Source organism: Chryseobacterium gleum (assembly GCF_900636535.1).
In the GTDB taxonomy this organism is placed as follows: Bacteria; Bacteroidota; Bacteroidia; order Flavobacteriales; family Weeksellaceae; genus Chryseobacterium; species Chryseobacterium gleum.
Map to the genome: position 1 here is coordinate 5,010,121 of NZ_LR134289.1, position 14,397 is coordinate 5,024,517.

At 33.9% G+C, this 14,397-nt stretch carries 13 protein-coding genes; 11 read left to right on the forward strand and 2 right to left on the reverse strand.

What is annotated here, in order from left to right; genetic code table 11:
- Positions 1-155 precede the first annotated feature (155 nt).
- The 11 genes from EL165_RS23070 (at position 156) to EL165_RS23120 (ending at position 11,512) form a co-directional block, all read left to right on the forward strand.
- Positions 156-953 (forward strand): phosphatase PAP2 family protein, encoded by a 798-nt coding sequence (locus EL165_RS23070; protein ID WP_123901653.1) that lies wholly within the window; start codon positions 156-158, stop codon positions 951-953.
- 319 nt (positions 954-1,272) lie between these two features.
- Positions 1,273-2,352, forward strand: coding sequence for an endonuclease (locus EL165_RS23075; RefSeq protein WP_002981203.1), 1,080 nt, complete (start codon positions 1,273-1,275; stop codon positions 2,350-2,352).
- A gap of 398 nt (positions 2,353-2,750) precedes the next feature.
- On the forward strand, positions 2,751-3,953 hold the full coding sequence (locus EL165_RS23080) for a di-heme oxidoredictase family protein (protein WP_002981201.1): 1,203 nt from the start codon (positions 2,751-2,753) through the stop codon (positions 3,951-3,953).
- Positions 3,954-3,955: 2 nt separating this feature from the next.
- Positions 3,956-4,402, forward strand: coding sequence for a Rieske (2Fe-2S) protein (locus EL165_RS23085; RefSeq protein ID WP_002981199.1), 447 nt, complete (start codon positions 3,956-3,958; stop codon positions 4,400-4,402).
- A complete protein-coding gene (locus EL165_RS23090; protein ID WP_002981197.1) occupies positions 4,399-5,619 on the forward strand; it encodes a hypothetical protein in 1,221 nt (406 codons plus the stop codon). The genes EL165_RS23085 and EL165_RS23090 overlap by 4 nt, the downstream gene beginning before the upstream one ends.
- Before the next feature lie 283 nt (positions 5,620-5,902).
- A complete protein-coding gene (locus tag EL165_RS23095; protein WP_002981195.1) occupies positions 5,903-6,094 on the forward strand; it encodes a hypothetical protein in 192 nt (63 codons plus the stop codon).
- A gap of 217 nt (positions 6,095-6,311) precedes the next feature.
- Complete coding sequence (locus EL165_RS23100) at positions 6,312-7,190, forward strand: DUF3347 domain-containing protein (protein WP_002981193.1); 879 nt, start codon at positions 6,312-6,314, stop codon at positions 7,188-7,190.
- A gap of 10 nt (positions 7,191-7,200) precedes the next feature.
- Positions 7,201-7,722, forward strand: a complete 522-nt coding sequence (locus tag EL165_RS23105) for a DUF305 domain-containing protein (RefSeq protein ID WP_002981191.1) — start codon at positions 7,201-7,203, stop codon at positions 7,720-7,722.
- Between the two features lie 36 nt (positions 7,723-7,758).
- Positions 7,759-8,421: a DUF3347 domain-containing protein gene (locus EL165_RS23110; RefSeq protein WP_002981188.1), complete on the forward strand. Its 663-nt coding sequence runs from the start codon at positions 7,759-7,761 to the stop codon at positions 8,419-8,421.
- 1 nt (position 8,422) lies between these two features.
- The gene (locus tag EL165_RS23115) at positions 8,423-8,893 is read left to right on the forward strand and encodes a heme-binding domain-containing protein (protein WP_002981186.1); all 471 of its coding nucleotides are present in this window, start codon (positions 8,423-8,425) and stop codon (positions 8,891-8,893) included.
- An 81-nt stretch (positions 8,894-8,974) separates the two neighbouring features.
- Positions 8,975-11,512 carry a multicopper oxidase domain-containing protein gene (locus EL165_RS23120; protein WP_002981185.1) on the forward strand — a complete coding sequence of 846 codons (2,538 nt, stop codon included), beginning with the start codon at positions 8,975-8,977 and terminating at the stop codon, positions 11,510-11,512.
- A gap of 520 nt (positions 11,513-12,032) precedes the next feature.
- Here EL165_RS23120 and EL165_RS23125 read toward each other — a convergent pair.
- Complete coding sequence (locus EL165_RS23125; RefSeq protein ID WP_002981184.1) at positions 12,033-12,893, reverse strand: arsenic resistance protein; 861 nt, start codon at positions 12,891-12,893, stop codon at positions 12,033-12,035.
- 681 nt (positions 12,894-13,574) lie between these two features.
- On the reverse strand, positions 13,575-13,832 hold the full coding sequence (locus EL165_RS23130) for a hypothetical protein (RefSeq protein WP_002981182.1): 258 nt from the start codon (positions 13,830-13,832) through the stop codon (positions 13,575-13,577).
- Between the last annotated feature and the right edge of the window lie 565 nt (positions 13,833-14,397).

The window sequence follows — 14,397 nt, forward strand, 5'->3', positions numbered from 1 at the left end:
TTCAATAAATAAAATGAAGTTTTTAAACCAGCCTCCAATATCTAACTAATCTTTAAATCAATATAATTCTATTGTTTTTATTCCGATTTTATATCGGAACAGCAATAACTATGTTCAGAAATAATTACAGAAATTAAATCAAAATGCATATTCCCATGACAAATTTATTCAAAAAATATATGCTCATAATATTGATGCAGATTTGTTGTTTAGCCTCAGCACAAGACAGTCTGAAGTTAAATACTGTAGATTACTATGATTCTTTAGAGGTATCTGATCTGAAACATCATCAATTAAGTTACAAGAAATTAATTATCCCGGCAAGCTTGATTACAGCCGGAGCCATCAGTTTTGCTGTTCCTCAGATGAAAGAAATAGATCGTGATGTTAGGGGAGAAGTGAACGAACATAATTTGTCCAATTCAAAACTGGATAATTATACACAGTACGTCCCTGCTGCAATGGTGTATGCCTTGAATTTAGCAGGGATGAAGGGTAAACATAATTTTAAAGAAAGAACAATTATTTTTGCAACCAGCCAGGCTTTGACAGCGGCTATTGTACTTCCAAGTAAGAAATTAATCGGAGAAGAGCGACCTGATAAATCCAATAATATGTCGTTTCCTTCGGGACATGCTGCTGTTGCCTTTTCGACTGCCCACTTTTTATTCCGTGAATATAAGGACACCAATTACTGGCTTGGAATATCGGGATATTCATTTGCGGTTTTTACAAGTGTATACCGGGTAATCAATAACAAACATTGGGTAACTGATGTATTTGCAGGTGCTGGAGTTGGGATATTGTCAACAGAACTAGCTTATTGGTTATATCCCAAAATCAATTCTTTGTTTAACATCAGCAAGGGTAAGTCTGCTTCGATGATTTCGCCATTTTATCAAAAATTTGATAAAACGAATATGATGGGGCTAAACTATCAATTGTCCTTTTAAAAGTAATATAATGAGTTTTAAAAGGACATTAAAAAGAAAAGCAATACGTAATAGTAAACATAGGGTTTCCTCAAAGGATATCTTTTATCTGATATGTTGTGCCCTTTTTTTTCTTTTGCTAATAATACATCAGACTTATAAATTTAGTGTTAAGTATACAAAAATTCATCCCAGACCATCTAACCATCAAACACACTCTAAATAGTTAAAATACAATGTATCATTTTCTGAATAATACTTAAGTATTCTCCAAACAATATTTTCCAAACAAAAATTCATTCAAACAACTTTTATTAACCTTTTATTTTTTAACATTAGCATGAAAAAATTATTACTAAATCTTTTGACGGGCTTTGTATTTTGTACAATCTCTGCACAAGCACCAACGAATTATTATGACGGAACAGCAGGTCTTTCTGGAGCAACCCTAAAATCAAAACTTAAAACAATAATTACCAATGGGCACCAAGACAAAGGGTATGCAGGATTATTAAATGCATTTCAAACTACAGACCGAGATTATTTTTATGAAAACGACGGAACTGTAATGGATATGTATTCAGAAAATCCACTTGGATCAGATCCATACAACTATAACCACGGTTCTAACCAGTGTGGTAATTACAGCAGTGAAGGAGATTGTTATAACAGGGAGCACGTAGTACCACAAAGCTTATTTAATCAAAACTTACCAATGAGATCTGATGTCCATTTTGTGACACCAACTGATGGCAAAGTAAACGGAATGCGATCAAATTACCCATTTGGAAAAGTAGGAACGGTTTCTTTTACTTCATTAAATGGCTCAAAATTAGGAAGTTCGGCTTCCGCAGGCTACGCAGGTACTGTTTTTGAACCAATAGATGAATTTAAGGGAGATATTGCAAGAATGATTTTATATTTTGTAACAAGATATGAAACACAACTTTCTGGTTTCAGCAATGGAAACATTTTAGGCTCTGTGGCATTTCCAGGTCTTCAAACTTGGGAACTCAAACAATTACTTGCGTGGAATGATGGAGATCCAGTCTCAGCTTTTGAAATAGCACGAAATAATGCAGCTTTCACATATCAGGGAAATAGGAATCCATATATAGACCGCCCTGAATTTGTTGCGCTGATTTGGGGAGCTTATATGGGTGTAGATGATGTTTCATCAATATCTAAAAATCTAACCATTGTTCCAAATCCAGTTAGAGGAAATGTCTTAAGAGTAACTGGCGAAAAAGATTTGAAAAAATTTAAAATTGCATTAATTATTAATTCTGCTGGACAAAATGTTCAAACAATTGAAAAACCATTTGAGAATGGGAATACAGTTAATTTGAAAAATCTACCAAAAGGAGTTTATTTTCTTAAATTAGATAATAGCAATACAAAATTTATTATAGAAGATTAAAAAAGCAAAAGGAAGTGTCCTAAAAGTCAGATAAACCTTCTGAGAATCAAATATTCATATACTCCTCCTGTATTGGGGCACAAATAAAACCAGCAAAAATTGAGGCTGTCCAAACTTTTCGGACAGCCTCTTTGCTTTTTTAATCTAGTAATTAATTGTATGCGTCGCCAAAAAAAGTTTGGACAGAATTATACCTCCGTTTCTTACACTATAAAAATCTTCTATTACGATTACTCTGAGTAGAACTCTTTTAAAATTTTTGGAATATGACTCTGTGTTAAATAAGATAAAAGTTCAAAAACCGAAATCCAGATTAAATATCACAGTAAAATTAGATTAATATAAACAAATTGTTAGATTAGTCTAACAATTTATTTATATTTGTAAAAAAAATAATCGTGAGTAAAAGATATTTATCTGTTTTTGTACTTTGCTATCTTGTTTTTATTATCGTGCAGGCTTGTGATAACCTTCATCCGGAAGCAATAGACGAAGGTGAATTACTAGATGGTCCAATTGAGGGTTTGTCTTATGCTGAAAACCAGCAATTTTTAAAAGGAGATATAGCTTTTAATGATGAAATTTTCACAGTTGAAAAAGGGCTTGGGCCTACATTTGTAGCAACAAGTTGCGGCAGTTGTCATGCCGGTGACGGAAAGGGCACACCTTTTTCTACGCTGACTCGTTTTGGGCAGGTTGACGAAACAGGTAATTTATTTTTACATTTAGGTGGTCCCCAATTACAGAATAGAGCGATACCGGGTTTTACTCCGGAGACAATTCCTTTCGGAGCGACATTTTCCAAATTTACTCCGCCTGCAAATACAGGATTGGGTTTTATTGAATTGGTATCCGATACAGATATCTTGGCAATGGCTGATCCTTTTGATGCAGATAATGATGGGATTTCAGGAGTTCCAAATTACATAGTGCTTCCAGGGTATCAAGCGCCATTCCCCTTTGCTATCCCAAAAGAAGGAAAGTATATTGGACGATTTGGTAAAAAAGCATCCACATACAGCTTACTTCAACAGACTGTTAATGCCTATAATCAAGATATGGGCATTGCTTCAACATTTAATCCTCAAGATGTTTATTCAGGAATGAACATTGACCCAGAGGTCTCTGACAAAACCATTGCAGATGTCGTATTTTATCTGCGTACATTAAAAACGCCGATTCAACGAGATCCAGAAAACAATAGTGTTAAGCAGGGGCAGGCTCTATTTACCCAAATAAGTTGCATTAAATGCCATGTCCCGGAATTAAAAACTTCATCATCTTCAATTTCAGCATTATCAAATAAAAAGTTTTACCCATACACAGATCTATTGCTTCATGATATGGGCAATGCTTTGGATGATGGATATACAGAAGGATCTGCAAAGACCTATGAATGGCGTACTCCTGCATTGTGGGGACTGGGTTTATCACCAAAATCACAAGGGGGGCAATATTTCTTAATGCATGATGGTAGAGCAAAAAGTATAGAGGAAGCTATACAACTGCATGGTGGAGAAGCTACAAATAGCAAAAATAAATACATGCAGTTATTATCTCAGGAGAAAGAAGCTATTATTAAATTTTTAAAATCATTATAAAAGTGGACAGACTTGAATTTATAAAAAAATGTGGTTTTGCCTGTTTGGGGCTTACTGCACTTCCTATCGTTCTTTCAGGGTGTATAAGCAATAAAATAGTTGCTGGAACAATTGAAGAAGATTACATTATATTGCCTTTGGTAGATTTTGTGGAAGCAAAATATCCAGATAAAAAACGTTCTTATGTCATCATTCAAAATGATATCCTGAAATATCCTATCTGCGTATTTCGTTTTTCAGAAACCGAATATGAGGCACTATGGATGCAATGTAGCCATCAGGGAAGCCAATTACAAGTGTTTGGAGACAAGCTCCAATGTCCTGCACACGGTAGCGAATTTACCAATAAAGGGCATGTACAAAATGGCCCTGCTGATAGGGCACTAAGAAAATTTCCGGTGTACATAGAATTCGATTTTTTGAAAATTTCTTTAAAGAAACCCGTATGAAAAAAATCCTCTACCTTACTGTATTTTTAATATTTCAAACAACCATAGCACAGGTCGATACTGAGCTATTAAAAAGAATTCCTGCAGACAGCGCCCAATCTTTAAATATGGATGCTGTCTACACACGCCCTTTCTTAGGCCTAGGAAAAGTACCTGTCTCTATCGGAGGCTATGCAGAAGTCAACTGGCAGCACATCAGTACCGACGGCGTATCAGAAGGACATCAATTTCAATTACGAAGAACGACACTTTTCGTATCTTCTTCAATTTCGTCCAAAATAAAATTTCTTAGTGAACTAGAATGGGAAGAAGGTGGTAAAGAGATTAATATTGAATTTGCTGCCATTGATGTGGAGCTCAATCCCCTGCTTAATTTGCGAGGAGGAATTATCATGAATCCAATTGGGGCTTTCAACCAAAATCATGATGGTCCGAAATGGGAATTTACTGATCGTCCTATATCAGCAACACAAATGTTGCCTGCAACATTTAGCAACGCCGGCTTTGGGTTATATGGAAAAATGTATAAAGCAGATTGGATGATTGGCTATGAAGCCTATCTTTCCGGAAATTTTGATAATTCAATTATTGATAATAGTCAGAACAAAACTTATTTGCCCGCTGCCAAAAGTAATCCGGAACGTTTTGAAGAAATCAACAGTGGCATCCCTCTTTTAACCGCCAAAATTGCTACAAGACATAAAAAAGCAGGAGAGATTGGAGTTTCTTATATGGGAGGTATTTATAATAAATTTCAGGATGATGGTCTCCAGATCGATGATAAAAGAAGTGTAAGGGTATTTGCATTGGATTATAATAATACACTTCCAAATTTGGGAACTTTTATTACTGCGGAATGGGCATGGGTAAAAGTAGATGTTCCTGAAACTTATACACAGCAATATGGGGATAGACAATATGGAGGATTTATTGATATTGTGCAACCCGTAGTTAAAAGAAAAATTCTAAGTTGGGAAAAAGCTGTTGTTAATGTTGCTTGCCGTTTTGAATATATAGATTGGAATGTAGGCCACTTTAGAGAAAATAACAGCAAAATTGGAGATGACCTATGGAGTGTAATGCCTGCAATTAGTTTAAGACCAAATGCACAGACTGTTTTTAGAATTAATTACAGATTTCAGAAACAAAAAGATGTTTTTGCAAATCCTTCATCAACCACGACAGGCTTCAGTTTCGGAATTTCTACCTATTTTTAATTTTTGGGAGATATTTTTTACGCAAAAATATCTTATATATAAAAGATAAAATGAAATAATAGGTGAGGAATTTAAGTATGAGAGTTTCAATTTTTTATTGGATAATTTAAATTTTTAATCAAGAGCATTGGGTGAAATTTTACTAAGAAGTTGAAATATATATAGCTAAGCTGTTGAAAATATATTTTTATTTGTAAATTTGTTATGTTGAAAAATTTAAGAATATATACGAGTGTGATAACACTATTTTGTTTGGGTTTCTTTTTGATACCCTTTCAAAGCTATGCCTGTTCCAAAAAATCAACAAGCACTGAAAAAAAATCCTGCTCAAAAGAAAAATCTGAAAAATTGCACTACAAAGACAGTTGCAAGTACAAGTCAGATAAAAAATGTGACGATGGTAACAACTGCGATGGCAATTGTAAACACAGCTCTTGCAGATGCAGTACTACTTCATCTTTTGTCAGCTTACTAATACCATTTGATTTAAATATAACAGACCCTTTTGCTGAAAACAAAAAGCAAAAATTCGGGTTTGAACAAGTCAACTATTCTTTAGGTTACTCATCCATTTGGCAACCACCTAAAATAGGCTAAAACGGAGGCTTTACAGCCAAAGTTATGTCTTGTCGAAAACCAAATCCGGTTTTCGCACCCCTTTTGTATTTCTTATTAAATTAAAAATTTTCAAAATGAAATCATTATCAAAAATAATGGTGGTAATCGCCGTATTACTATCATCAATAAACAGTTTCGCACAACTCAAGAATGCGAAAACAGAAACCGTGAAAATTTACGGCAATTGCGGTATGTGTAAAGCCACTATCGAAAAAGCAGGCAATGTGAATAAGGTAGCCAGTGTAGAATGGAATGAAGACACAAAAATAGCTAAACTCACTTATGACAGCGGTAAGACCAATCAGGATGAAATATTGAAACGTATTGCTTTGGCAGGCTATGACAGCGAAAAGTTTTTAGCTCCGGATGATGTGTATGCTAAACTTTCAGGATGTTGTCAATACAGCAGGGAATTAAAACCGGTCGCAAAATCTAATGATGCAGGTATGGATATGAAAAACGAACACGCAAATCATAACGAAATGGCAACAACAAAAACTGCCGATGCCCAAAATGCACCACAATTGAAAACTATTTTTGATAATTATTTTTCAGTGAAAGATGCTTTGGTAAAAACTGATGCAGGCAATTCATCCACAAAAGCTGCCGAATTGGTGAAAGCCATCAAAGCGATAGAAATGGTAAAACTTTCTACCGAAGAGCATACCGTTTGGATGAAAGTAATGAAAGACTTGACTTCAAATACCGAAAAGATTGCTGCTTCTAAAAATGTTGCACAACAAAAGGAAGCATTCGCTTTGCTTTCTAAGAATATGTATGAGTTGGCTAAGGCATCAAAGCAGGAGATCCCTGTATATTATCAGCATTGCCCGATGTATAATAACGGGAAAGGAGCAAATTGGCTGAGCAAGGAAGAAGCGATTAAGAATCCATATTATGGCTCTAAAATGCTTACCTGTGGCAGCGTACAAGAAATCATAAACAACAAATAACCACGGAATTATGGAAGGTATTGAAAACAAACACGAAATGCAACCTAGTATTAAAAATGAAGTACATAGTGTTAAACATTCTTTGGCAATGTACAAACGCTTTGCAATTATGGCGGTTGTTATGTTCGCAGCAATGTATTTTATAATGTATGCAATGATTGATGGATTAAACAATCTTATACCCAACATTAATAATTTATATATGACTTTGCTAATGGTTTCTGCAATGTTGATAATAGAATTATGGATAATGAAGGGTATGTACGAAAACACGAAAATCAATTGGAGTATTATCATACTTTCAGCTGCAATAGGTATCTTTTCATGGTTTGGTATTCGGAAGCAGTTATTTGTTGGTGATAATGAATTTGTAAAAGGTATGATCCCACACCATGCAGCGGCAGTATTAATGTCTGAAAAAGCAAACCTTACTGACCCCGAACTGATACAGTTGCAAAAAGACATACTCAAAACCCAAGCAGAAGAAATCGAATTTATGAAGCGAAAGCTTAAAGAATTTGAAAATAAATAACAAAAAAATTACACATTATTATTTAAAATCATTAAAATGAAAAATTTAATATTCTCCATCATAGGAACGGCTACAATTGCAGTTGCCACAATTTCGTGCAACGAGTCATCAAATAAAAATACGGAAACAAAAGCTAATGATACTAGTATTAATTCCGAAAATCTACCAGTTGAAACACAAACGCTAAGCGATACAGCAAGTACAACTGCATCAATTGACACGATGACGGAAAAAGTTGAAAAACAAGATGTAAAAGACAAGGTTCAAAACTTCTCTATAGCGCCCATAATAAAAGATTATTTGGCATTAAAAAATGCACTTGTAGGAGATAATGATAAAGCAGCAGCCAATGCAGGTAAGCAATTATTGGTAACATTTAATCAGATAAATATGAAAGCCATTCCTGCCGACAAGTACAAAAAATATATGGACATTGCTGACGATGCCAAAGAACATGCCGAACATATTGGTGCCAATGCCGGAAAAATAGGTCACCAACGAGAGCATTTGGCATTAATGAGTAAAGATATTTCAGACCTTATCACATTGTTTGGCTCTACTCAAAAATTGTATCAAGACTTCTGCCCAATGTATAATGATGGTAAAGGAGCTGTTTGGATTAGCGAAGCAAAGGTAATTAAAAATCCTTATTACGGTAGCCAAATGCTTACCTGCGGTTCTGTGAAAAAGGAATTCTAAAATGAAAAAAGTATTAAAGATAATTTTGCCTATAGTGCTGTTTATTTTTATTGCTATACAGTTTTACCAGCCTGCCCTCAATGTAAACAAGGGGCAGGTTTACGAAACAGATTTTGAAAAAGTTTATGACGTTCCATTAAATGTCCAAAGCATTTTACAAAATGCATGTTACGATTGCCACAGTAACAACACAAGAAATATTTGGTATTCGGATATTCAACCTATGGCATTGTTTATGAAAAGGCATATTGGTAGAGGAAAAGAAAAATTAAACTTTAGTGAATTTGGCAATTTAGGTAGGCGAAGGCAAATAAGTAAATTGGAAGGAATAGCAAACCAAATTAAAAACGATGAAATGCCGTTAGCTTCTTATAAAATATTGCATAGCAATGCAAAGCTTTCACGGGGGCAAAAAAAAATCGTCATAGATTGGATTAGCAAGACAGCCGATAGCCTTTCGACCATAAATTAAAAACAATGCGTAAAATATAAAGCAGAAAACCACGCAATGTTGCCATAAATGCAATTTTTTTAAAATCAATAAAAATAATCAATGAAAAAGATAACACTAATATTATTCATCCTTTCTGCATTTTCCTGTTTACAAGCACAAGATATGAAAGCTATGGATATGAGTAAAGAAAAGTTTCAGCAAATAACTTATACTTGCTCAATGCATCCCGAAATACATGCCACGAAACCAGGTAACTGCCCAAAGTGTGGTATGAAATTAATAAAAGAAAAGGCTAAAACGGTAAAACAGTCATCAAACAAAGAGAACGTTGGAATGCCGAATCTCACAAAGGAGCAGCCAAAAAAGGTAGACAAAATGCAGAATATGTCGATGCCTATTGAAATGCCTCGAACTCTAAAAAGAAGGGTAGAAGCCACTGCACCAAAAACTGTTCGCTACGATTTATTTGTTAAAGATACCCTTGTAAACTATGCAGGTAAAGAAAAAAGAGCCATCTCCGTAAATGGTCAAATTCCAATGCCTACATTAACATTTACTGAAGGCGATACAGCCGAAATTGTAGTACATAACCAATTAAAAGAAAGCACATCATTGCATTGGCACGGTGTGTTCTTACCCAATAAGGAAGATGGCGTGCCTTGGCTTACTCAAAAGCCCATTAAGGCAGGTACAACTTATACTTATCGTTTCCCAATTATCCAACACGGTACACATTGGTATCATTCACATTCGGGCTTGCAAGAGCAGATTGGGATGTACGGAAGTTTTATAATGAAAAAGCGTGATGATGATACAACCTTTAGAGAAGGAATAGATGATTTGCCAACTGTGCCCATCATTTTAAGCGAATGGACAAATTTAAATCCCAATAACATTAATAGAATGCTGCATAATGCCAACGATTGGGCGGCTATAAAAAAAGGAGCAACACAATCTTATGCGGAAGCTATTAGAGAAGGACATTTTAAAACAAAATTAACCAATGAATGGAAACGTATGTTGGCAATGGACGTAAGCGATGTCTATTATGATAAGATATTAATCAACGGTAATCCTACTACCGATTTAAAAACCGTTGATGGAAAAGCACTAAAAGCCGGAGATAAAGTAAGACTAAGGGTATCAAACGGCGGGGCTTCATCCTATTTTTGGTTACGATATGCAGGAGGTAAAATTACAGTAGTCGCCAATGATGGAAACGATGTAGAGCCTCTGGAGGTTGATAGATTAATCATTGCAGTTTCCGAAACTTATGATATTGTAGTAACCATTCCTGATGACGGCGTTGCCTATGAGTTTTCGGCCACTACCGAAGACCGCACACAATCAGCAAGTTATTTTGTGGGTAATGGTATCAAACAATTAATATCACCGCTTCCAAGATTGAAATATTTTGAAGGGATGAAGATGATGAACGATATGATGAAGATGAATGGTGATTTAGATGATATGGGAATGAAAATGAGCCTGAATCAAATGGATATGAATGTTGTGATGTATCCTGAAATTACGGGATTGTCAGGGAAAAAACCAGACCATAGCAAGCACGAGAGTATGAATATGGATAACGACCCCAACCGTTACAATGCAAATGCTTTAGGAGAAATCAAAACCCTGAATTATGCAATGCTACAATCGCCCTATAATACAGAACTTCCCAAAGATGCTCCGGTAAAGGAATTAAAATTTACACTTACCGGAAATATGAACCGCTATGTGTGGAGTATGGATAATAAAATTCTTTCAGAAGTTGATAAAATACCTGTCAAAAAGGGTGAAATTCTACGTATTACCATTTATAATAATTCTATGATGCGACATCCTATGCACTTACACGGGTTCGATTTCAGAGTGATTAACGGTAAAGGCGAAAAATCTCCACTGAAAAATGTGTTGGATATTATGCCGATGGAAACAGATACCATTGAGTTTTTAGCGAATGAAGAAGGAGATTGGTTTTTTCACTGTCATATCCTTTATCATATGATGTCCGGAATGAACAGAGTTTTTGCAGTGGACGATTATCAAAATCCTAATTTACCTGACAAAGAGAAGGCATATAATATGTTGCAGCGAGAGAGTAATATGCCTCATTTTATGGCACAGAATGATTTTGCAACCAATGGAAATGATGGTGACGCAATGCTTCAGAACGCAAGATGGAGTTTAGGTACAGAATGGCGTCTAGGTTATAATGATATGCACGGTTATGAAGTAGAAACACACTTAGGTAGATACATTGGTAAAATGCAATGGTTTATGCCATTCATCGGTTATGATTGGCGTTACCGAAAAATGGGTATGGATGAGCACGAAACAAATTTATTTGGACAGAAAAATGAAAAAGATACACGCAGAGCTTTTAGTCTAGGTTTTATGTACACTTTGCCAATGTTGGTTAATTTTCAGGCAGAAGTCTATCACGATGGCATTGTACGTCTGTCATTAATGCGTGAAGATATTCCGATTTCAAAAAGATTAAGAGCAGGCTTTATGGTAAACACTGATATGGAATATATGGCAGAACTTAGATACATCATTACCAAAAACATTGGTATCCGTACACATTATGATAGTGATATGGGTTTTGGTGTAGGAATGGCATTTACATACTAAATAGCAGCTGGAAAAATGAACTATTAAAAATGTTTACAATAACAGAACCTTAATTATACTAATTCAAACAATGCATAGTTATTTTCAGAACAAATAACAGTTTCAGAAAACCGCTGATCTGTGTGCATTGTTTGATTTAAAAAAAAATCAATGTTTCGGAACTAAATGAGTTGATTTCATAGTTAAATATTGCAAAATTAGAAACAGAATTATCGAGATTGATAGCTGAAGACTGTTTCTTAGCTTGAGTAAAAGAGATGTAGGTTGTATATAAGTAATCTAGGTATAGATATAAAAACAAAAAGATGTATTAGTGTTTTGATATCATTACTTTGTGATGTTTTTATTAAGATATCTGAAAAATTGTTGGTCTTTTAGGACAAGATATTTTTTTTTTTATACAAATATCTAAATTTTTACAATCAAAGCGACCTTGTTTTTTGCATAGAATGCAAAGAAACTTCTTAACTCGTTTTTTAAAATATAATAAGATTTCAAATTAACTGCAAAGCTAATTCGATTATCTTCTTATAATGTAAGGAATAATTTTGATATAAATCAGTTCAAAGAGAATTTCTACAATGGTCTGAGTTACAATTACCACTCCAACTAATTGATTATCGGGGGAAGGAAGAGAAAGTGCTAGAGGTAAAACAACTAATGAATTTCTCGTACTTGTCGAAAAAGCTATTGCCCTTGTTCCATAAAGATTTACCTTAAATATTTTGGATGATAGCATACCAATAAATGGCGCACATATGGCAAATGCAATATAAATAGGGATAACAGTTAAAATCGGTTCAGGATTATTGTAAAGTGATGAAATTTGAGACGCAGTAACAACAAAAAATGTCAACGCCATAAATGGAACTGGCAACCAGCTCGAAAAGTCCATTATTGTATTTCCTATTTTATTGTTAGCTTTTGAAGCTGTCTGCGTTAAAACTGATAATATAAAAGGTATAATTATCAAGTAAATAAAAGATTTAACAAAAGGAGTAATTTGGATTATGTTGATTACTTCTCTTCCCAAGAAAATCCATAGAAATAAGGGTAACAACAACATCTGAATGATAAATAATAAGGGTGTTGAAGCTAGGACAGATTGAGAATCACCTTTTCCTAAGAACGTAAATACAATTACATAATCTATACAAGGTGTCAAAAGAACTAAAAGAACGCCAACACTAATTACAATTGTTACAGGAAATATATTTATTAAAACCCAAACAAGTAATGGTATCAGTACGAAATTTCCAAGTAAAAGAGCTTTAAAAAAAGACGGATTTTGAAATGTTTTTTTTAGTTTCAAAAATGGTATCTGACAAAACATACTATAAAGCAAAATTCCAATAACTGGTTCAATTGTATAGTGTCTCAAGAATTTTGCTATTACCCCAATTCAGTCCAATAATAGCACTTATTAAAAGTGTGGCTATATATATACCAATTTGTCTTTTTTCGAGTATTTCTTTAGTAATCATTAGTTATAGCAAATTTTTTTAGATTGAATACTAAAATTCAATTCTGTTTTAATACCGTCAACAACTTTAGTTTTTAATTAAGTTTTACCTTTTCATCCATTGACAGGTATTGCAAAAGTATAAAAATCAAAGCATTCTATTCAGTTTAATAACTTTGTATGTTCCAAGGAATTTATATGCAAAAACTTTTTTTAGTTCTCTCCTCTCAATAATCTTATTAGAAAATATACACGTTTTAAATTAAGATTTATCCAATTTAGTAGGGTAGGTAAAATAACATCAAATTAACTTCGGTTTTGAATAATTGTAATTTTCTTTAGTAGATAAAATTGACAAAATGGAATTCTTAGAGATTTTTTTTAATCTTTTGTGCTAAATATACTTTCGATAGGAATATGACTCGTATTTGCCAGCTCAAAAATGTTTCCAGTTTTAAGTTCATCGATTATTTTCATATATTAAGATAATTATTGTTTTTTATTCAATTAAATTTAAAAATTGCTTCAGGTTTGCTAATACATATAAATAATTCATTCATTTTTTTTAGCCTTCCATAAACTCGAAACTCTCATTAAGATTCAATTATCTAATTCTGAATAATATTCTTTAAAATCAAAAACTATGTCAAATAGCTCCTTAGGATGAATACGTAAACCAGTTGCTATTTCAATAAAAGTGCTTAATTGACAATCTATCTTATCATTTGACACATCACTAATTCGCGCCGCGGTAATATTGCACTTGGCCGCAATTTTAGAATAAGGCATATCACCTTTAATTTCTTTAATTCTTTCAGCGACTAATTTCTTGATTTCGTTAGTCTTAAATTCACTCATAATTGCACTGTTTATTGCAATTTCACATTTATTACAATATTTATCATTACCGAATTCGGTAATGATAAATATTTTTATTATATTTGGAACAAATTACTTATTAAAGTAATTTTGCGATACTTCAAAGAATTATAGAAGCTATTGCTTAGAACCTCGTACTAGAAAATCGCCAATTTTCAAAACAAATGCAACGAGACCATAAGTAAAGTAGCTCACGCTTCGGCGTGGGCTCACTTACGGAGTTTGTTGCAAGGTGTTTGGCGATACCTCTAGTACAAGCGATGATGTAGTGAGTCCACGCTGTTTTTAATTCCAATGCTGTTCGTTCACTCTACATTACAATCTAAGCCCTGCTTACAAAATAGTATCATGCACGATACAATAGGAGGGTACAACCTATTGAGGCAATAAAATGCCAACTTGGGACACAGATTTCATTCATATTAAATTCTTTCCGGTGCCTTGCGGTCACTGCTTGCAGAACCTCACCAGTCCTTTTTCATACCAAAGGGCATTAGGAAAGTCTTTACATTATCCACATGAATCAACAATAGCAAAATTAAAA